The 18,369-nt window shown below is 69.7% G+C and carries 20 protein-coding genes; 17 read left to right on the top strand and 3 right to left on the bottom strand.

Annotated elements, in window-relative coordinates:
* Window positions 1-11: 11 nt before the first annotated feature.
* From Strain318_RS02185 to Strain318_RS02175, 3 genes are read right to left on the bottom strand one after another with little or no spacing between them, the layout of a single operon-like run.
* Window positions 12-1,172: an aminotransferase class V-fold PLP-dependent enzyme gene (locus Strain318_RS02185; RefSeq protein WP_367886901.1), complete on the bottom strand. Its 1,161-nt coding sequence runs from the start codon at window positions 1,170-1,172 to the stop codon at window positions 12-14.
* Window positions 1,169-2,104, bottom strand: coding sequence for a lysophospholipid acyltransferase family protein (locus tag Strain318_RS02180; protein WP_367886900.1), 936 nt, complete (start codon window positions 2,102-2,104; stop codon window positions 1,169-1,171). Before Strain318_RS02180 ends, Strain318_RS02185 begins: the two co-directional genes overlap by 4 nt.
* Window positions 2,097-3,917: an ABC transporter ATP-binding protein gene (locus tag Strain318_RS02175; protein ID WP_367886899.1), complete on the bottom strand. Its 1,821-nt coding sequence runs from the start codon at window positions 3,915-3,917 to the stop codon at window positions 2,097-2,099. The genes Strain318_RS02180 and Strain318_RS02175 overlap by 8 nt, the downstream gene beginning before the upstream one ends.
* Before the next feature lie 91 nt (window positions 3,918-4,008).
* Between Strain318_RS02175 and Strain318_RS02170 the strand changes: the two genes are divergently transcribed.
* From Strain318_RS02170 to Strain318_RS02090, 17 genes are all read left to right on the top strand, one after another.
* Window positions 4,009-4,434, top strand: a complete 426-nt coding sequence (locus Strain318_RS02170) for a hypothetical protein (protein WP_367886898.1) — start codon at window positions 4,009-4,011, stop codon at window positions 4,432-4,434.
* Window positions 4,435-4,517: 83 nt separating this feature from the next.
* Window positions 4,518-5,330: a DnaB-like helicase C-terminal domain-containing protein gene (locus Strain318_RS02165; RefSeq protein WP_367886897.1), complete on the top strand. Its 813-nt coding sequence runs from the start codon at window positions 4,518-4,520 to the stop codon at window positions 5,328-5,330.
* A 9-nt stretch (window positions 5,331-5,339) separates the two neighbouring features.
* On the top strand, window positions 5,340-6,671 hold the full coding sequence (locus Strain318_RS02160; protein WP_367886896.1) for a tetratricopeptide repeat protein: 1,332 nt from the start codon (window positions 5,340-5,342) through the stop codon (window positions 6,669-6,671).
* A gap of 3 nt (window positions 6,672-6,674) precedes the next feature.
* The gene (locus Strain318_RS02155) at window positions 6,675-7,766 is read left to right on the top strand and encodes a hypothetical protein (RefSeq protein ID WP_367886895.1); all 1,092 of its coding nucleotides are present in this window, start codon (window positions 6,675-6,677) and stop codon (window positions 7,764-7,766) included.
* A gap of 127 nt (window positions 7,767-7,893) precedes the next feature.
* Window positions 7,894-8,634, top strand: coding sequence for a YebC/PmpR family DNA-binding transcriptional regulator (locus Strain318_RS02150; RefSeq protein ID WP_367886894.1), 741 nt, complete (start codon window positions 7,894-7,896; stop codon window positions 8,632-8,634).
* A 19-nt stretch (window positions 8,635-8,653) separates the two neighbouring features.
* A complete protein-coding gene (gene ruvC, locus Strain318_RS02145; RefSeq protein ID WP_367886893.1) occupies window positions 8,654-9,160 on the top strand; it encodes a crossover junction endodeoxyribonuclease RuvC in 507 nt (168 codons plus the stop codon).
* The gene (gene ruvA, locus Strain318_RS02140) at window positions 9,157-9,756 is read left to right on the top strand and encodes a Holliday junction branch migration protein RuvA (RefSeq protein WP_367886892.1); all 600 of its coding nucleotides are present in this window, start codon (window positions 9,157-9,159) and stop codon (window positions 9,754-9,756) included. The genes ruvC and ruvA overlap by 4 nt, the downstream gene beginning before the upstream one ends.
* Before the next feature lie 9 nt (window positions 9,757-9,765).
* Window positions 9,766-10,797 carry a Holliday junction branch migration DNA helicase RuvB gene (ruvB, locus tag Strain318_RS02135; RefSeq protein ID WP_367886891.1) on the top strand — a complete coding sequence of 344 codons (1,032 nt, stop codon included), beginning with the start codon at window positions 9,766-9,768 and terminating at the stop codon, window positions 10,795-10,797.
* Window positions 10,798-10,799: 2 nt separating this feature from the next.
* Entirely contained in the window at window positions 10,800-11,855 is a 1,056-nt protein-coding gene (gene queA, locus Strain318_RS02130; protein WP_367886890.1) for a tRNA preQ1(34) S-adenosylmethionine ribosyltransferase-isomerase QueA, read from the top strand.
* Window positions 11,856-11,904: 49 nt separating this feature from the next.
* Entirely contained in the window at window positions 11,905-12,249 is a 345-nt protein-coding gene (gene yajC / locus Strain318_RS02125; RefSeq protein ID WP_367886889.1) for a preprotein translocase subunit YajC, read from the top strand.
* A 5-nt stretch (window positions 12,250-12,254) separates the two neighbouring features.
* Window positions 12,255-12,842 (top strand): peptide deformylase, encoded by a 588-nt coding sequence (gene def / locus Strain318_RS02120; RefSeq protein ID WP_367886888.1) that lies wholly within the window; start codon window positions 12,255-12,257, stop codon window positions 12,840-12,842.
* A gap of 24 nt (window positions 12,843-12,866) precedes the next feature.
* On the top strand, window positions 12,867-13,805 hold the full coding sequence (gene fmt / locus Strain318_RS02115; protein ID WP_367886887.1) for a methionyl-tRNA formyltransferase: 939 nt from the start codon (window positions 12,867-12,869) through the stop codon (window positions 13,803-13,805).
* 36 nt (window positions 13,806-13,841) lie between these two features.
* The gene (rsmB, locus tag Strain318_RS02110; RefSeq protein WP_367886886.1) at window positions 13,842-15,167 is read left to right on the top strand and encodes a 16S rRNA (cytosine(967)-C(5))-methyltransferase RsmB; all 1,326 of its coding nucleotides are present in this window, start codon (window positions 13,842-13,844) and stop codon (window positions 15,165-15,167) included.
* Window positions 15,167-15,841, top strand: coding sequence for a ribulose-phosphate 3-epimerase (gene rpe, locus Strain318_RS02105; RefSeq protein WP_367886885.1), 675 nt, complete (start codon window positions 15,167-15,169; stop codon window positions 15,839-15,841). The genes rsmB and rpe overlap by 1 nt, the downstream gene beginning before the upstream one ends.
* On the top strand, window positions 15,838-16,389 hold the full coding sequence (locus tag Strain318_RS02100) for a TlpA family protein disulfide reductase (RefSeq protein WP_367886884.1): 552 nt from the start codon (window positions 15,838-15,840) through the stop codon (window positions 16,387-16,389). The genes rpe and Strain318_RS02100 overlap by 4 nt, the downstream gene beginning before the upstream one ends.
* 47 nt (window positions 16,390-16,436) lie before the next feature.
* Window positions 16,437-17,480 carry a tRNA (adenosine(37)-N6)-threonylcarbamoyltransferase complex transferase subunit TsaD gene (gene tsaD / locus Strain318_RS02095; RefSeq protein ID WP_367886883.1) on the top strand — a complete coding sequence of 348 codons (1,044 nt, stop codon included), beginning with the start codon at window positions 16,437-16,439 and terminating at the stop codon, window positions 17,478-17,480.
* Window positions 17,481-17,546: 66 nt separating this feature from the next.
* The gene (locus Strain318_RS02090) at window positions 17,547-18,368 is read left to right on the top strand and encodes a prolipoprotein diacylglyceryl transferase (protein WP_367886882.1); all 822 of its coding nucleotides are present in this window, start codon (window positions 17,547-17,549) and stop codon (window positions 18,366-18,368) included.
* The last annotated feature ends 1 nt before the right edge of the window (window position 18,369 follow it).

The following is an 18,369-nucleotide window of genomic DNA, read 5'->3' as shown; positions in this document are numbered from 1 at the left end:
AATCTAGGTGGCTATGACCGGAGCGTGCGCACTACGCGCGCCACGTCGCTGGGCAGCGTGTGGAAGTGCGGCGCAAGCCTGATGGCTCCCTCGCGCACGCTGTGTACGATGCCTGAGCCGCGCAGCCGCGCGGAGTCACCCGCGACGTCCGGCGTGCGCAGGGCGACGATGCCCGCTCGCGTGGCACTGCGCTCAGGCGTGAGCACCACGGCACCCGGCAGGCCGAGCAACGCACGCCGGAGCTCGCCGGTGATGCCGAGCACATGCTGCTCGATGCGGTCCGGCCCGAGCTCCAGGAACAGCTCCAGCGTCGCATTCATCCCGACGAAGTCCTGGATCGGCAGCGAGCCCACCTCGAAGCGCTGCGCGTCGTCGCGCCAGGCGGGATCGTAGTCGAGGAACCGCGCGAAGTCGCCGGCGCTGGCCTGCGACAGCCAGCCCGCGGCGGGCGGCTCGAGCCGCGCGATCAACTCCTTGCGCACGTAGGCGAACGCGGCGCCCCAGGGCGAGCAGAGCCACTTCTGCGCGCCGTTCGATACGATGTCCACCGGTACCTCGCGCACGTCGAGTGCACAGGCGCCGAGTCCTTGAATCGTATCCATCGCGAAGCAGACGCCGCGCATCCGGCAGGCGGTACCGATGCGCTTGGCATCGATGCGATACCCGGTCCAGAACGACACCCAACTCAGCGCGACGCCCTTCACGCGCGGGTCGGTCTCAATGCGCCGCAGGATCTCGTCCTCATCCACGGCGAAGCCCCGCATCGGCACGAGCTCAAACGTGAAGCCGCGCTGCTTGGCCGCCGCCATCCACGGATACACGTTCGCGGGAAACTCGCCTTCGCTGCCGAGCACGATGTCGCCGGGCCCGAGCGGCAGGGCGTAGGCGGCGAGGTTCACGCCCCAGCTGGTGTTGGTCGTGAGCGCAATCTCCTCCGCGCTGGCGCCGATGAACTGCGCGATGAGCGCGCGCGAGCGGTCCAGCTGCGGGAAAAAATCCTCGGCGCGCATCGCATGCATCTCGGCGCGCTTGTCGTTGTAGGCGGCCACGGCATCGCGGGCCCGCTGCGGGATGACGCCGATGCTGGCGTGGTCGAAGTGCACGGCGTCGCCGCGCGCCTCCCAGGGGTACTCGCGGCGGCGGACCGCCGCGACGTCGTATGGGGCGCTCATGGCTCCCTCAGGTGCGGCGGCGTATCGGGCGGCTGGCGCTTCCAGCGGCGATGCTGCCAGAAATACTGCTCGGGATGCTCGCGCACGCAGTCCTCGATGGCCTTCGTGTAGTTGCGCACGGTGTTGTCCACGGCTGTCTCGCGGTCGGCGTCCTCGGCCAGCGCGACGTCGCGCACGATGAAGCGGTACGACTGGTCGGGCTGGCGGATGGCGGCGACGAAGAGCATCGGCAGCTTGCTGCGCAGCGCGAACACCGCGGCACCGCGCGGCGTCTTGGCCGGACGCCCGAAGAAGTCCACGAACGTGCTCGCGAGCCCGAGTGCGCCTTGGTCGGAGAGGAAGCCGACCGCGCGGCCATCGCGGAAGGCACGCGGAATGGCACGCACGGCTTCGTCGTCGAAGATGACCTTGATGCCGAGGCGCTCGCGCGTGCGGCGCACGAAGGAATCGCTCAACGGATTCGCCATGTGCATGGCGATGGCGTCGATGGGAATGCCGCGCGCCGCCATGTAGGCCGCCGCGAGTTCCCAGCTGCCGATGTGCCCGCTGACGAGCACGACGCCGCGGCCTTCGGCGACCGCCGCCTCGAGCTTTTCCCAGCCCTCGGTGCCGCTGAAGGCGGCGAGGATGCTCTCGCGCGGTTCCTTGCTGAGGATGATGCCTTCGATCGTCACGCGGCCGAGGCCGCGATAGCTCTCGCGCGCGACGTCGCGCACGCGCTGCTCGCTGAACTCCGGGAAGGCGGCGCGGATATAGCGCTCGACGCGGTCGGCGCGCACGCGGAACGGCCAGTAGCCCCAGCCGCCGACCACCGCGCCGACTCCCGACGCGGTGCGCAGGGAGAAGGGCCGGAGCAGCGTCGCGACGAGCCGCAGCAGCGCGTACTCCACCCGATGCATCAGCGTGGGAGGCTTGACCTCCCGCTCAGCCATCGCCGTTGCGCTCCCCGCGCTGCTGCAACGCGTGCAGGCGGGCATACGCGCCGCCGCGCGCCAGCAGCTCGTCATGCGTGCCGCGCTCCACCACCTGCCCGGCGTCCATCACGAGGATCTGCGTCGCGTGCACGATGGTGCTCAGGCGATGCGCGATCACAAAGGTCGTGCGCCCGGCGAGCAGGCGGTCCAGCGCCTCCTGCACGAGTCGCTCGCTCTCGGTATCGAGCGCGCTCGTAGCTTCGTCGAGGATCAAGATCGGCGGGTCGGTGAGCAGCGCGCGGGCGATCGCCAGGCGCTGGCGCTGGCCGCCGGAGAGCCGCGTGCCGCGCTCGCCGAGCACGGTGTCGTAGCCTTCCGGCAGCGCGGCGATGAATTCGTGCGCGTTGGCCGCGCGCGCCGCCGCCTCGACCTGCGCCTGCGTGTACTTCTCACCCGCACCGTAGGCGATGTTGGCGCGCACGGTGTCGTTGAAGAGCACGGTGTCCTGCGAGACGATCCCCGTCAGGGAGCGCAGCGCGGGCAGCTTGATCTCGCGCGTGTCCACGCCGTCGAGCAGGATGCGACCGCTCGTCGGCTCGATGAAGCGCGGAATGAGATCCACGAGCGTGCTCTTGCCCGCGCCACTGGCACCGACGAGCGCGATGACCTCGCCCTTCCTGGCGGTGAACGAGACGTCCCGCAGCACGGGCTCGTCGCCGTAGGCGAAGCCGACCGCGTCGAACACGAGCTCGCGCTCCAATCCGCGCACGTCGCGCGTGCCGCGGTCGGCCTGCAGCTCCGTGGGCTGGTCGAGCACGTCGAACAGCCGCTCGGCCGCGGCCAGCGACTGCTGCGCGATGGTCGGCGCCTGCGAGAGCTGCTTGAGCGGCTGCAGCAGGCGCATCACGAGCACCATGAAGGTGATCAGCGTGCCGCCATCCATGCCGCGGCCGCCGAGCACCTCCTGCGCGCCGAGCCAGAGAATCGCCACCGCGACCACGGTCCCGAGCACTTCCGTGAGCGGCCCGCTGAGCAGTGCGATGCGCTGGATGCGCGTCATCCCCTTCGAGTAGCGGCCCGAGGCCCCGATGAAGCGACCGTCTTCGTACGCTTCTCCGCGGAACGACTTCACGAGGCGGATTCCGCTCACCACCTCCTGCAGCACGCTGGTGATCTCGCCGTACTCGGCGCGCAGGCGGCGGTGCCCCTTGCGCAGCTTGCGCAGGATGGGCTGCAACAGCCCGATGATGAGCGGCGCGACGACGAGCGCGTACAGCGTGAGCCGCGGCGACATTGTGTAGAGGATCCAGATCGTCACGAGGAGCTGCGCGGCGTTCTGGATCGTGCGCGTGGCGACCTCGGCGAGGATCGCCTTCGTCTGCTCCGTATCGGTGAGGATGCGGGCGATGATCTGGCCCGTCTTGGTGCGCGAGAACCAGCCCAGCGGCAGGCGCTGCATGTGGGCGAAGACCGCGGCGCGCAGGTCGCGCGTGAGGTATTCCTGCAGCGAGGCGCCGAGTTGGCCGCCGGCCCAGAGGAAGACGTTCTTGAGCGCGACCATCGCGATGATCACCAGGATCACGCCGCGCAGCGACGCGAGGGGCTGGTCGGGCACCAGGAACGCGCCGATGAGGCGGTCCTGCGCCACCGTGAGCCAGCCCATGTCCTGCGCAATCGCGTTCGGCATGCCGAACAGCGTGTTCAGGAACGGAATGAGCAGCGTGAACGCGATGCCGTCGAGCGCGGCGGCGGTCACGTTGAACAGGATGTTCCCGACCAGCCGCCACGTATGCGGGCGGAGGAAGACCAGGAGCCGGCGGTAGAGGCGCATCAGGCCTGGGCCGGCGTCGGGAATCGCAACCGTGACATTGCCCGAAAGCTAGCCCCTTCCGAGGGCAGGGCGAGAGCGGCAAGTTGGGCATATGGTCGAACCGTCCACTCCATTCGCCCCCCCGCGTGCGCTGTTCCCGTTCCCCGGGCTCGCCGCAGCGGCGGCGCGAGCGCCGTTGGGCGGCCCCCGGGAGTCGTTGCTGGCGGCGCTCATGGTGGTGCGATTGGCCCAGGGCATGCGGCTGCCGCACCCGCTGACGGTGGACGCGCGCCGTGCACGTGCCGAGCAGGCGAAGGCCTGGTTGACCGCGATCACGCTGCCTCCCAAGACGCGCACCTCGATCCAGCGCGGCCTGCAGGCGAGTGCGCAGGGCGACCGTACGGTGATGGCCGAGGCGCTGCATGCGGTGACGGACGTCACGGCGGCGCACTTGGACCGGGTGGCACGTTCGGAGATGCAGCTTTTGGCCGACGCGCTCCGACGGGACGCCGTCGCGCTTGCCGCACCGGGTGACTGAGCCGTAAGATTGGTGGCCCGAGCCTATCCTTTTTTATAGAGACTCACCTGCGGCCGACCGACATCTCCCCGATCTCGCGTGTGATGAAGCGCGTGGACCTCGCCTCCGACGGCCAACCGTCCGGAGACACGGTCGCGACGGGCTTCGCGAGTCTCGATCGTTGGCTGGGCGGCGGCGTGCGCCGCGGCGACCTGGTCGTGCTCGGTGGCGATGTCGGCAGCGGCAAGTCGGCGCTGGCGTTGGCGATGGCGTTGCGCATGGCGCAGGCGGGCACGAGCGTGGCGTTCCTGACGGGCGAGATGACGGCCGAGCGCGTGATGGAACGCGCGCTGGCGGTCGAGGGACGGGTGCGCGTCGACGAGCTACGCACGGGGAAGCTCGACGACATGGCGCGGGCCGGCGTGGGTGCGGCGGCGGTGCGACTGCGCGATCGTCCGCCGCGTGTCGAACCGTTGCCGACGGCCTCGCTCGAGGCAATGCGCGCACGCGTGCGCGAACTGGACTGCCAGGTGGTGGTCGTCGACTCGCTGCAGTCGCTGGCGCTCGGCCAGGGACCGCAGGACGAGTTGCTGGCGAGTGCGGTACGGGCGTTGAAGGCGGCCGCGCTGGACATGGACGTCACGGTGCTGGTGACCGCGCAGCTCACGCGTTGGGAGCGTGGCCGGCCCGATCCGCGTCCGGCCCTGGACGACTTCGGGGCGCTGGGCGCGGTGAAGCAGCATGCCGACGTCGTGCTGGCGATCTACCGTGAGGAGATGTACGCGCCAGGCTTCGGCGTGGAGGGCGCGACTGAGCTGCTCGTGCGCAAGAACCGGAACGGGACGACGGGCTACGTGGACCTGTATTTCTACAAGCAGTGGTTGCGTTTCGAAGACATGCTGGACCCTGACCGCTAGGAGTTGGCGATGCGTGGAATCCGTGGGATGTTCCTTCTTGCGCTGCTCGTCGGCGTGACGACGCCGGCAGCGGCGCAGCGTGATGCGATCGCCCGACTCGAGGCGACGCGGACGGCGAATCCGCGCAGCGTCGCGGCGCTGCGGGCGCTGGGTGTGGCCTACTACAAGGCCGACCGCTTCCGCGACGCCCGCGCGGTGCTCGAACAGGCGCGCACCTTGGACCCGCGCGACGGCGTGAGCGCCCTCTACGCGGGTCTCTCGGCGGAGAAGCTCGAGGACTTCACGGCGGCCAAGGCCGCGTACAGCGAATACCTGCGTGTCGGCCGCTCGCGGCGGACACGCACGCAGATCCAACAGCGCTTGGTGGCGCTGGCGCGCGTGGAGGTGGTGGCGGCGGCCAAGCAGGCGGTCGCGAACGAGGCCACCCTCTCGCAGACGCCTGGTGACCGCCGCACGATCGCGGTGCCGCCGTTCAAGTTCAACGGGCCGGAAGCCGAGACCTACGCGCCGCTGGAGCGCGGCTTCGCCGAACTGATGATCACCGACCTCAGCCGCTCGTCGCAGCTGACGGTCGTCGAGCGTGACCGCATGCAGGCGATCGCCGATGAGATCCGGCTGGGCGCCACCGACCGCGTGGACGCGGCGACGGCCGTGCGCGCCGGCAAGCTGATCCGCGCGGGGCGCCTCGTGAACGGCTCGATGGTGCAGGCGGGCGCGCAGCTGACGGTGGAGTCGAACGTCATCGACGTGAACACGGGGGAGCTTGCGGCCCCGGTGTCAGTCACGAACGAGCTCGACAACCTGTTCGCGATGCAGAAACAGCTGGTGTTCCAGGTGTTCACGCAGCTCGGCGTGACGCTGACGCCGGCCGAGCGGCAGCTGGTGGACCGGCAGGCGACGACGAACCTGAATGCGTTTCTCGCGTACAGCCGCGGCCTGTTGGCGGCGGATGACGGGCGCTTCGAGGATGCGGCGCGCTACTTCCAGGAAGCGCGGTCGCTGGATCCGGGCTTCGGTGCGGCGTCGACGCGCTTCAATGCGGCGCAGGCCGCCGCAGCGGGCGCAGAGGTCAGCGCGGCGTCGATCGAGTCGGGGCTCACGGGCGCCGAGAGCCAGGCGGTGACCAGTGCCGAGCAGGGCGCGCTGCCGCAGACGGCGCCGTCGAACACGCTGAATGCAGTGACGCAGAACGTGAACCCGCCGTCGGTGACGCCGATTGCGAACACGGGGCCAGCCACGAATCCGGCGCCGCCGGCGCGCGATCCCTCGAGCAGCGGCACCGGGACTGACCAGCCGGCCCCCATCACCGGCACGGTGACCATCATCATCCGGCGGCCCTAACCGATGCCATACTCCACCCGGCAGCTCGTGACCCTGCTCGCGGCGACGGCGCTCGCCGCGTCGCCGCTGGCCGCCCAGCTCAGCAACGCCTCCGTGCTTGGCGCGCCGACCTACACGTCGCTGACCTTCGGGTCGGGCGCGGCGTCCCGGTCCGTCAGCCAGCTCGCGATGCCACTGGTCGTCATCCTCCCGTTCGGCGAGAAGTTCTCGGTGGACGTGTCGACGGCGTTCGCCTCGTCAGCGGTGAAGGCCGACGACTCGACCTCCAGTGAGATCAGCGGCCTGACCGACACGCAGATCCGCGCGAACCTGCGCATCGGCGCGGAGAACCTGCTGTTCACCTTCGGCGTGAACCTGCCCACCGGCCAGTACTCGGTCCCGACGGAACAGCAGGAGGCCGCGGGTCAGATCGGCAATGACTTCCTGTTCTATCCGATCTCGTCGATGGGCAACGGCCTCGCCATGACGGGCGGCGTGGCCTACGCCTTCCCCGCCGGCAACTGGAACTTCGGCGCGGGCGCGAGCGCGCGAAAGTCGACCGAGTTCGCGGCCTTCGAGGTCGCGTCCTCCGACTTCCGGTTCACGCCGGCCGACGAGTACCGCGTGTCGTTGAACGCCGACCGTCCGGTGGGCGATGGCGCGCTTTCACTGGGCCTCACGTACTCGGCGTTTGGCGAGGACATCGCCGACACGACGACGTACAGCACCGGTGACCGCATCATCGCGACGGCGGGCTGGACCTTCCCGGTGCGCGGCAGCGACCTCTTCCTGAGCGCCTGGAACCTGTATCGCCTCGACGGCGAGGTGCTCGGCGACGAGGCACCGGGCGAGAACGTGTTCAATCTCGCCGCGGCGTTGAGCATCCCCGTGCGCGACCTGCTCGTGCAGCCGAACGTCGAAGCCCGCCTCTGGCAGGTCGGCGGCGTGAAGGCCGGCAATCTCGCGACGGTGGGACTGCGCCTGCGCGTCCCGGTGGGGCCGCTGGGGCTGTTCCCGTCGGCGGGCTACAGCGTCGGCACGCTCTACAGCACCGTGGATGGCACGGGCACGTCGGTGAGCGGGATCCGGGCGAGCATCACGCTGCGCTACAACTAGGGCAGCGCGGGGCGCAGGACCGGCGGCCGCGGGGGACAAGTCCCCCCGCGGCCGTTAGATTTCCCAGCGTCGCGGCAGGCGCGGCTCGCGCCTGACCCCTGCACCGTTCCCCGCATTCCGCAAGACAATGGCCGGCCACAGTAAGTGGAAGCAAATCAAGCACTACAAGGCCGCCGCTGACGCCAAGCGCGGCGCCATGTTCACCAAGCTCCTGCGCGAGATCACCGTCGCGGCCAAGGCCGGCGGCGGCGACCCGTCGGGCAATCCGCGACTGCGCACCGCCATCGAGAACGCCAAGGCGCAGTCCTGCCCCAAAGAGAACATCGAGCGCGCCATCAAGAAGGGCACCGGCGAGCTCGAGGGCGTGGAGTACCAGGAAGTGCTGTACGAGGCCTACGGGCCGGGCGGCGTGGCCCTGATGATCCAGGCGCTCACCGACAACCCCACGCGCACGGTGGCTGAAGTCCGCGCCAAGCTCTCGCGCGGCGGCGGCAATCTCGGCGCGGTGAACTCCGTCGCGTTCATGTTCGACCGCAAGGGGCAGATCTACATCCCCGTCGAGAACCGCGACGAAGACAGCGTGATGGAACAGGCGCTGGAAGCCGGCGCCGAGGACTTCGTGCGCGAGGACGAGCAGTTCGTCGTGTCTACCGCGCCGGCGGACCTGCACGCGGTAAAGCAGGCGCTGGAGTCGGCCGGGCTCATGGCCTCGGAGGCGGCGCTGACCTGGGTACCCAAGAGCAGCGTGCGCGTGGAGGGCGACAACGCCGCGCAGCTGATCAAGCTGCTGGAGCAGCTGGAAGACCTCGACGACGTGCAGAAGGTCGACGCGAACTTCGACATGGACATGTCGGAGCTGTCCGCGTGACGCATGCGGCCGGCGCGTCGTGCTGATCCTTGGCATTGACCCCGGCACGGCAGTGACCGGCTACGGCGTCGTGCGCGCAGGGCCGACGCCGTCGCTGGTGGAGTGTGGCGTGATCCGCACGAAAGCCGAGTGGCCATTGCCGCGGCGCCTGAAGGACATCGCCGAGGGCGTGCGGGAGCTGCTCGCGCGTCACCGCCCGCAGGCGATGGCGGTGGAATCGGCGTTCTACGCGAAGAACGTGCGCACCACGCTTGTGCTGGGTCACGCGCGCGGCGTGATCCTGCTGGCCGGCGAGGAAGCCGGCGTCGAGATCCACGAATACCCGCCGGCGGAGATCAAGAAGGCCGTCGTCGGCACCGGTGCCGCCACCAAGGTCCAAGTCCAGCTGATGATCGCCCAGCATTTGCGTTTGAAGAGTCCGCCGCAGCCGAACGACGCCGCCGACGGCGTGGCCGCGGCGTTGACCTGTGCGATGCGGTTGGGGATGCAGCGGGCCCTCGCGCGCGCGCGGATGGTGACCCGATGATCGCGCGCCTCGACGGCACGCTGGCCGCCCACGGCCTGGACCGCATCGAACTGCGCACGTCGGGCGGCGTCACCTACGAGGTGATGGTGCCATTGAGCGTGTTGGAAGCGCTGCCTAAGCTCGGCGGCGAGCTCGCGCTGCACACGGCGATGGTCGTGCGGGAGGATGCGACGACGCTCTACGGCTTCGCGACGTCCGACGAGCGCAAGCTGTTCCAGCGCCTCATGAGCACGACGGGCGTCGGGCCGTCGCTGGCGATGAACCTGCTGAGCACGCTCACCGGCGAGCGCCTCGTGCGTGCCATCCGCGAGGGTGACCTCACGGCGCTGACGCGCGTGCCGCGCGTGGGCAAGAAGCTCGCGGAACGGCTCGTGCTCGAGTTGCGCGACAAGCTCGAGGGCGCCGAGGTCTCCGTGAGCGGCGCCAAGCCGGTTGGCAGCGGCGGCCCGAGCGCGGACGCGGCGCGCGCGCTCGTCGCGCTCGGCTACCAGCCGGCGGACGCTGAGCGTGCGGTGCGCGCTGCGCTGGATGGCGCGCCGAAGGGCGAGACGACGGCCGATCTCATCCGCCGCGCCCTCGCTGGCCTCGCGAAGTAACTTTCGGCGATGTCGCGCCCTGAAATCACCACGCCGGAAGCCCTCACCGACGAGTCGGTGGTGGAGCTGTCGCTGCGCCCGCAGCGGCTGGCGGAGTTCATCGGCCAAGGCAAGGTGAAGGACGCGCTGCGCATCTACGTGGATGCCGCGACCGGGCGCAGTGAGCCGCTGGACCACACGCTGCTCTTCGGCCCGCCGGGCTTGGGCAAGACGACGTTGGCGGAGCTGATCGCGCGGGAGATGGGCGTGAACATCCACACGACCAGCGGGCCGGCGCTGGAGAAGCCGGGCGACCTCGTGGGTACGCTCACCAACCTGCGCGCCGGCGACATCCTGTTCATCGACGAGATCCATCGCCTGAAGCCGGTAATCGACGAGTTCCTGTATCCGGCGATGGAAGACTCGAAAATCGACATCCGGCTGAGCGAAGGCCCGAAGGCGCAGACGATCACGATGCCGATCGAGCGCTTCACGCTGATCGGCGCGACGACCCGGCTCGGCATGCTGACGGCGCCGCTGCGCGCGCGCTTCGGCATCGAGCTGCGGCTCAACTACTACCCGGCCGCGGAGATCGAGGAGATCGTGCATCGCACGGCCGTGGTGCTGGGCTGCAGCGTGGACGCCGAGGGTGCGGCGGAGCTGGCGCGGCGCGCGCGCGGCACGCCGCGCGTGGCCAACCGGCTGTTGCGCCGCGTGCGGGACTTCGCGCAGGTGAAGGCCAGCGGCCACATCTCGCGCGACGTGGCGCGCGAGGCGCTGGCGATGCTCGACGTGGACGAGTTCGGCCTCGACGAGATGGACACGCGGCTGCTGCGCGCGATCATCGAGAAGTTCGACGGCGGGCCGGTGGGCGTGGGCACGATCGCCGCGGCGGTCGGCGAGGACGCCGACACCATCGAGGAAGTGTACGAGCCGTTCCTCGTGCAGAACGGCTTCCTGCAGCGCACGCCGCGCGGGCGCGTGGCCTCGGCGCAGGCCTATCGGCATTTGGGGTATCCGCCGCCCTCTCGCCCCGCCGACGCGCAGCCTGAACTGTTCTGACCGTGCGCGGTCTCAAGACTTCCGACTACGACTTCGCGCTCCCGCTGGACCGCATCGCGCAGACGCCGATGCCGCGACGCGACGAGAGCCGCCTGATGGTGGTGAATCGCCGCGCGGGCACGATTGCGCACCACGTGTTCAGAGACCTGCCGACGTTCCTCTCGAGCGGCGATGCCATCGTCGTGAACACGACGCGTGTGTTCAAGGCGCGCCTCTTGGGCACGCGCGATTCCGGCGCGCCGGCCGAGGTGCTGCTGCTCAAGGAAGAGAAGCGCGGCATGTGGGAGGCGATGGTGCAGCCGGGCAACAAGCTGAAGCCGGGTCGCATCGTGACCTTCGCGCCAGGCTTCCGCGCCGAGATGGGCGAGCCCACGGACCGCGGCACGCGTCTCGTGAAGCTGCTCGTGGAGGGCGCGAAGCCCGGTGACCGCGACGCCGAGCGCGCGGCGATCGCGGCGACCGGGCACGTGCCGCTGCCGCCGTACATCGAGCGGGCCGACGCCGCCGCGGACGTGGAGCGGTACCAGACGGTGTATGCGAAGCAGGAGGGCAGCGTCGCCGCACCGACGGCGGGCCTGCACTTCACCTCGGAAGTGCTCGCGGCCCTCGCCGCGCGGAGCGTGCAGCGTGAAGAAGTGCTGCTGCACGTCGGGGCCGGGACGTTCAAGCCGGTCGAGGTGGACGACCCCGCGCAGCACCAGATGCACGAGGAGTGGTACGACGTCGCGGAGGAGACTGCCGCGCGGCTCACGGCACTGCGCCGTGCGGGCGGCCGCGTGTGCGCGGTGGGCACGACGGCGCTGCGCACGCTCGAGACGCTGTGGACGGACGACGCCGGCTATCGCGCCGGCAGCGGCGAGACGCGCATCTTCATCCGGCCCCCCGAGCCCGTGCGCTCCGCCGACGCGCTGGTGACCAACTTCCACCTGCCCCGCTCCACGCTGATGATGCTCGTGGCGGCCTTCGCGGGCTACGAGCTCACCATGGACGCCTACGCCACCGCCGTGCGGGAGAAGTACCGGTTCTACTCCTACGGCGATGCCATGCTCCTGCTCTGATTAGATTTCGGGGTCGTCGCCGGTCCCCTCGTCTTCAGTCATCTCCCCCATGCCGTTCACGCTCTTCCTCCAAGCCACGCCTGCCGCTCCGGCGGGTCCGGGCATCGCGCCGTTCCTGTTCCAGATCGGCGCCATCTTCGCGATCTTCTACTTCCTCATGATCCGCCCGCAGCAGAAGCAGCGGAAGGCGCATGAAGCCGCGATCCTCGCGATGAAGAAGGGCGACCAGGTCGTCACGGCCGGCGGGCTCGTCGGCGAGGTCGTGCACATCGCCGCGCCGGGCGAGAAGGGACCGTCGCTGACGGACCACATCACGATCAAGTGCGGCGAGTCGCGCCTCGTGGTCGTGCGCAGCCGCATCGCCTCGGTGGGCGGCAGCGAAGCGGTGGCCTAAGCACGATGGCCGTCCTCCCGATCACCGTCCTCGGCAGCCCCGTCCTGCGCCAAGTCACCACACCGGTGGCCGAGGTGACGGACGAGCTGCGGCAGTTGGCGGCCGACATGTTCGACACGATGCGCGCGGCCGAAGGCGTGGGCCTCGCCGCGCCTCAGGTCGGGCGCACGGAACGCATGTGCGTGGTCGAGGTCGGTGACGTGGCGGCGGTGCTGATCAACCCCGAGATCATCGCCCGCGAAGGCAAGATCAAGTGGGAAGAAGGTTGCCTCTCCATTCCCGAGGTCTTCGGCTGGGTGGAGCGCAGCGCGGTCGTGAAGGTCCGTGCCATCGGGCTCGACGGGCAGCCGTTCGAACTCGAGGGCCGTGAACTGCTCGCGGTGTGCATCCAGCATGAGTTGGACCACCTCGACGGGAAGCTGTTCATCGACCACCTGAGCTTCCTGAACCGCCGCAAGGCGATGAACGCCTGGGACGACGAGAAGGACAAGTACCCCGGGCTGCTGCGCATCCTGAAGCCGGGTGACACCGACGAACCCAAGGGCCGCGCAGCGGCAAGCGACGCACCTGCGGCGCATCACGACGCGCTCTAGGCGCGCGAGCATAGATTGAAGGCGATGCGTCTCGCCTTCTTCGGCACCCCAGACTTCGCCGTTCCCACGCTTCGCGCCTTGATCGGCGAGGGGCACGACGTCGTGTGCGTGGTAACTCAGCCGGACCGCCCGCAGGGCCGGTCGCGTTCGACGCTGGTGCCGCCGCCCGTGAAGGCCGTCGCGCTTGAGGAGAGCATTCCGGTCCTGCAGCCCGACCGCCCGCGCGGCGAGGAGTTCCTTGCCCAACTGCGCGCGTTCGAGCCGGACCTGAGTGTCGTCGTCGCCTACGGCCACATCCTGCGGCAGGACGTGATCGATCTTCCGACGCGCGGCACGGTGAACATCCACGCCTCGTTGCTGCCGCGCTGGCGCGGGGCTGCGCCCATCCAAGCGGCGATTCTCGCCGGCGACGCCGAGACCGGCGTAAGCATCCAGCGCATGGTGCTGCAGCTCGACGCCGGCCCGGTGCTGCACGAAGTGCGCGTGCCGTTGCCTGACACGATCACTGGCGGCGAACTCACGGAAGCGCTCTCGGAGCTCGGCGCCGAGGCGATCGTCGAGTTCCTCACCATGTTCGAGGTGGATGGCATCACCGAGCGGCCGCAGGACGAGTCGTTGGTGACCTACGCGCCGAAGATCGATCGCGCGATGGCGCGGCTCGATTTCCGGCAGGAGGCTGCTCAGATCGCACGCGCGATCCGCGCCTTCGATCCGCGCCCGGGGGCTTGGGGCGTCGTGCGCGACACCGAGACGCGGCTCTTCGGCGCGCGCGTGCTCGTGGACCGCCGCGGCGAGCCCGGCGAAGTGCTCGAGGTCGGCGAGATGGGCATGGTTGTGGCCTGCGGCGTGGGCGCCGTAGCCGTGGAGACGGTGCATCCGGCTGGGCGCCGGCGTGTGGCGGCGCTCGATTGGGCACAGGGACGCGGCGTGGCCGTCGGCGACTATTGGACTTTGCCCGAGTAGGGTCGGGGTTCGCCGGACCGACTATCTTTCGAGGGTATGCCTGGTACCCTCCCGCTCGTGACTGACGCCCGCATCGCCGCCGCCGAGACGCTTGCCGATCTCCGCAGCGGCCTGCTGCTCGACGCCGCCTTTGATCGACGTGCGGCGGAGCTTGATGCCCGCGACCGCCGCTGGACGCAGGAACTCGTGTGGGGCATGCTGCGCAAGCGCGGATGGATCGATCACCTGCTGGCCCCGCGCGTGCGCGGCGGCATCGCCCGGCTCGATGCGGACCTCGCGGACCTGCTGCGGCTCGGCGTGCACCAGCTCTTCCACATGGGCAGCGTGCCGGCCTATGCGGCGATCGCGCAGACGGTCGAGCTCGCGAAGCAGCGCCACGGCATGGGCGCGAGCAAGCTCGTGAACGCGGTGCTGCGTCGGTTGGACCGCGAGCGCGATGCGTTGGGCGCCGAGTTGCCGGCGGATCCCGTCGAAGCGCTGGCGGTGGAGTATTCGCATCCGCGGTGGCTGGTGGCGCGCTGGGTGGCCCGCTGGGGCGCCGATGAGACGCGCGCGCTGCTCGAGGCCAACAACCAGGAAGCGCCGTTGATCGTGCGCCCCTGGGGTGTGGTGCGCGAACAACTGGAGGCGATGCTCGAGAGCTCAGGAGTCGGCGTCGCCGATGCTCCGCTGGTCGAGGATTCCATCACGCTCGCGCCGGGCACGGTGCTCACGGCGCTCGGCGCGTTCCAGCAGGGCCATTGCTTCGTGCAGGATCCGGCGGCGACGCTCGTGACGCGCTACGCCGCCGTGCCGGCGGGCGCCGAGGTCGCCGATCTCTGCGCCGCGCCGGGCGGCAAGTCGGTGGAGCTCTCGCGGACGGCGAAGCACGTGACCTCGGCGGATTCCAACGAAGCGCGCATCAGCCGCATCATCGACACGATCGGCCGTCTGGATCTCGAGAACGTGGATGCCGTGGTCGCCGATGCACGCGATGGCACGCTCGGCCAGTTCGATGCCGTGCTCGTGGACGCGCCCTGCACGGGCACGGGCACATTCCGCCGTCACCCCGACGCGCGCTGGCGCCTGCGTACCAGCGACCTCGCGGTGATGGCGGCGACGCAGCGCGCGATCCTGCGCGGCGCGGCGAAGAACGTGAAGCCGGGCGGCCTGCTCGTGTACTCCACCTGCTCGATGGAGCCGGAGGAGAACGACGCGCAGGTGGAGACGTTCCTCGCCGACCATCCGGGTTGGACGCTGGAGCCGCCGCCGGCGGGTACGGTGCCGGAGACGGTGCTCGACGCCGGTCGCTTGCGCGTGCTGCCGCAGCGGCATGGTGCGGATGGATCGTTCGCGGCGCGGCTGCGCCGAGGAGAGTCGTAATGCCCGCGAAGTCGGTGCGCATCGCGCCATCGCTGCTCTCGGCCGACTTCGGCAAGCTGGCCGAAGACCTCGCGATGCTCGAAGCGGGCGGCGCCGACTGGCTGCACGTGGACGTGATGGACGGCGTGTTCGTGCCGAATCTCACCTTCGGCGCCAAGGTGATCGAGACCTGCAAGAAGCTCACGAAGCTTCCGCTCGACTGTCACCTGATGGTGGTCGAGCCGGAGAAGTACTTCGACAGCTTCGTGAAGGCGGGCGCGGACACGATCACGATCCACGTGGAAGCGGCGCCGCACCTGCACCGGCAGGTGACGCGCATCAAGGAGCTGGGCGCGAAGGCCGGTGCGACGCTCAACCCAAGCACGTCGCTCGAGACGCTGCGCGAGGTGGCGGCCGACCTGGACCTGCTCTTGATCATGAGCGTGAACCCCGGCTTCGGCGGGCAGAAGTTCATCGAGGGTTCCGTGAACAAGATCGCGCGCGCGCGGCAGTTGCTCGACGAGACGCGCTCGCGCGCCGTGCTCGAGGTGGACGGCGGCATCGCGCGGGAGACGATCACGGCCTGCTGGCGCGCCGGCGCCGACACCTTCGTCGCGGGCAACGCGATCTTCTCGGCCAAGGACCCGGTGGCGGAGATCGCGGCGCTGCGCGCGCGCTGCGCGGAGCAGGCGTGAACAAGAACGTGCAGTGGGTGATCGTCGGCGCGTTGGTGGCGCTCATCGGTATCGGCCTGTACTCGGCGAAGGATCAGCTGTCGGCCGAGCTGTTTCCGGTGAAGATCGGCAATGCGGCGCCCGACTTCCGCGCGAACCCGATGGCCCCCGGCAGCGTGGCCAAGACCATCGCTGACTACAAGGGCGACGTCGTGCTGCTGAACATCTGGGCGACTTGGTGCGGCCCCTGTCGCATCGAGATGCCGTCCATGCAGCGCCTTGAGGAACAGCTGGGCCCGAAGGGCCTGCGCATCGTCGCGGTGAGCGTGGACGTGGCCGGGATGGAGAATGCCATCAACACGTTTACCGACGAGATGAAGCTCAGCTTCGAGATCCTGCATAACCCCGAAGGCGACATCCAGCGCGCGTACCAGACGACCGGTGTGCCGGAGACGTTCATCATCGGACGCGACGGGCGGCTGCGCCGCCGGGTGATCGGTGCCGACAGCTGGGACAGCCCGGCGAATGTCGCGTACCTCGAACGCCTGCTCGCGGAGCCACGGCCGTAGTGCACGGCGTTCGGCGCGCCTCGCCGCGTCGCGTCGCAGGCTGACCTATGCGCCTCCTCGCCCTCGAGACCTCCTGCGACGAGACCTCGGCCGCCGTGCTGAGCGGCACGTCGGCGGCACCCGCGCTGGAATCGCTGGTGATTCTCTCGCAGGACGTCCACACGGTGTTCGGCGGCGTCGTGCCGGAGATCGCCTCGCGCGAACACCTGACGGCCGTCGTCCCGGTGGTGGAGCGAGCGCTAGCCGATGCCAAGGTCTCGCTCGCGGACATCGATGCCATCGCGGTGACGCACGCGCCGGGGCTCGTCGGCGCGCTGCTCGTGGGCGTGAGCTATGCGAAGGCGCTGGCCACGGCCGCCGGCAAGCCGGTCATCGGCGTGCATCACATGGAAGGGCACCTGTTCGCGACGGTGCTCGAGCATGCGGACGCGACGCCACCGTTCACGGCCCTGCTGGTGAGCGGCGGGCACACGCTGCTGCTCGACGTCGAGGCGTGGGGTTCGTATCGTCTCCTCGGCCGCACGCGCGACGACGCCGCCGGCGAAGCCTTCGACAAGGCGGCGAAACTCCTCGGCCTGCCCTACCCCGGTGGCCGGCATCTCGAGCAGCTCGCGCGCAGCGGCGATCCCAAGCGCCACCGCTTCACGAAGCCGATGCTCAATGCCGGACAGAAGCCCGGGGACGTCGACTACTATGATGTGTCGTTCAGCGGCCTGAAGACGGCCGTGCTGCTCGCGACGCAGCAAGCCGTGGACCTCGAGGCGGAGAAGCCGCACATCGCGCGCGGATTCCAGGACGCGCTCATCGGCACCTTGGTCGCCAAGACCATCCGCGCCGCCAAGGCCCACGGCCGCACGAAGATCGTGCTCGGCGGCGGCGTGGCCTGCAACGGTGCCCTCGTCGACGCCATGCGCGCCGAGGGGAAGAAGATCGGCGCCGAGGTGTTCGCCCCGACGCCACGTCTCGCCACCGACAACGCCGCAATGATCGGCGCCGCTGCCCTGTTCCGCCTCGAACGCGGCGAGCGCAGCGAAGCCACGCTGAATGCCCATAGCGCGATGCCGATTCCCGGCATGACCACCGCGTCGTAGAGACTTGCCTGACGGCAGCTGTACGAGCGTAGTTTCTTTCATCTCATATCTCACATCTCACATCTGATGTATACCCATCTCCCCTTCGCCTACGACCTCGGCCCCCTGCAGCTCACGGGCTTCGGCATCGCGATGCTGCTGGCGTTCGTCATCGGGCAGATGGTGGCGAGCGAGAATCTCGAGGCACGGGGCTTCGACAGCGAGATCATGGGTGACGTGACGGTGGCGGCGGTGGTCGGCGGCCTTCTGGGCGCGAAGCTCTACTATGCCATCCTGGTCGGCGACGCCACGGCGATCTTCAGCCGCGCGGGCTTCGTGTTCTGGGGCGGCCTGATCGGCGGCATCGTGGCCTCGGCGGGCACGATCCTCTACAAGAAGCAGAGCTTTGCCCAGATCTCCGACGCGGCGGCACCCGGACTCGCGGCGGCCTACAGCGTAGGACGCTCGGGCTGTTGGGCCGTGGGCGACGACTACGGCCGGCCGTGGGACGGGCCGCTGTCGGTGGCATTCCCCGAGGGCGCGCCGCCGAGCACGGTGGACAATCTCGTGGCCTTCGGCGCGAAGGGGCTCGAGGGGCTGCCGGGCAACCAAGTGCTCGCCGTGCATCCGACGCAGCTCTACGAGACGGCGATGGGCCTCGTGATGTTCTTCATCCTGTGGCGCATGCGCGACCATAAGCACGCGGCGGGCTGGCTCTTCGGTGCCTACTGCGTGCTGGCCGGCCTCGAGCGCTTCGTGGTCGAGTTCTTCCGCGCCAAGGATGACCGGTTCTTCGGACCGTTCACGATGGCGCAGGTGATCGCGATCGCCTTTGCCGTGGGCGGCGTCGCGTGGATGACGATGCGCTCGCGCGTCGGTCCGGGGCGGCCCGCGACGCAGGCGGCGTAAG

Source organism: Pseudogemmatithrix spongiicola, assembly GCF_030623445.1.
GTDB lineage: Bacteria > Gemmatimonadota > Gemmatimonadetes > Gemmatimonadales > Gemmatimonadaceae > Pseudogemmatithrix > Pseudogemmatithrix spongiicola.
The sequence above is the reverse complement of the archived record's forward strand: the minus strand, read 5'-3'. Positions and strand labels throughout refer to the sequence as shown.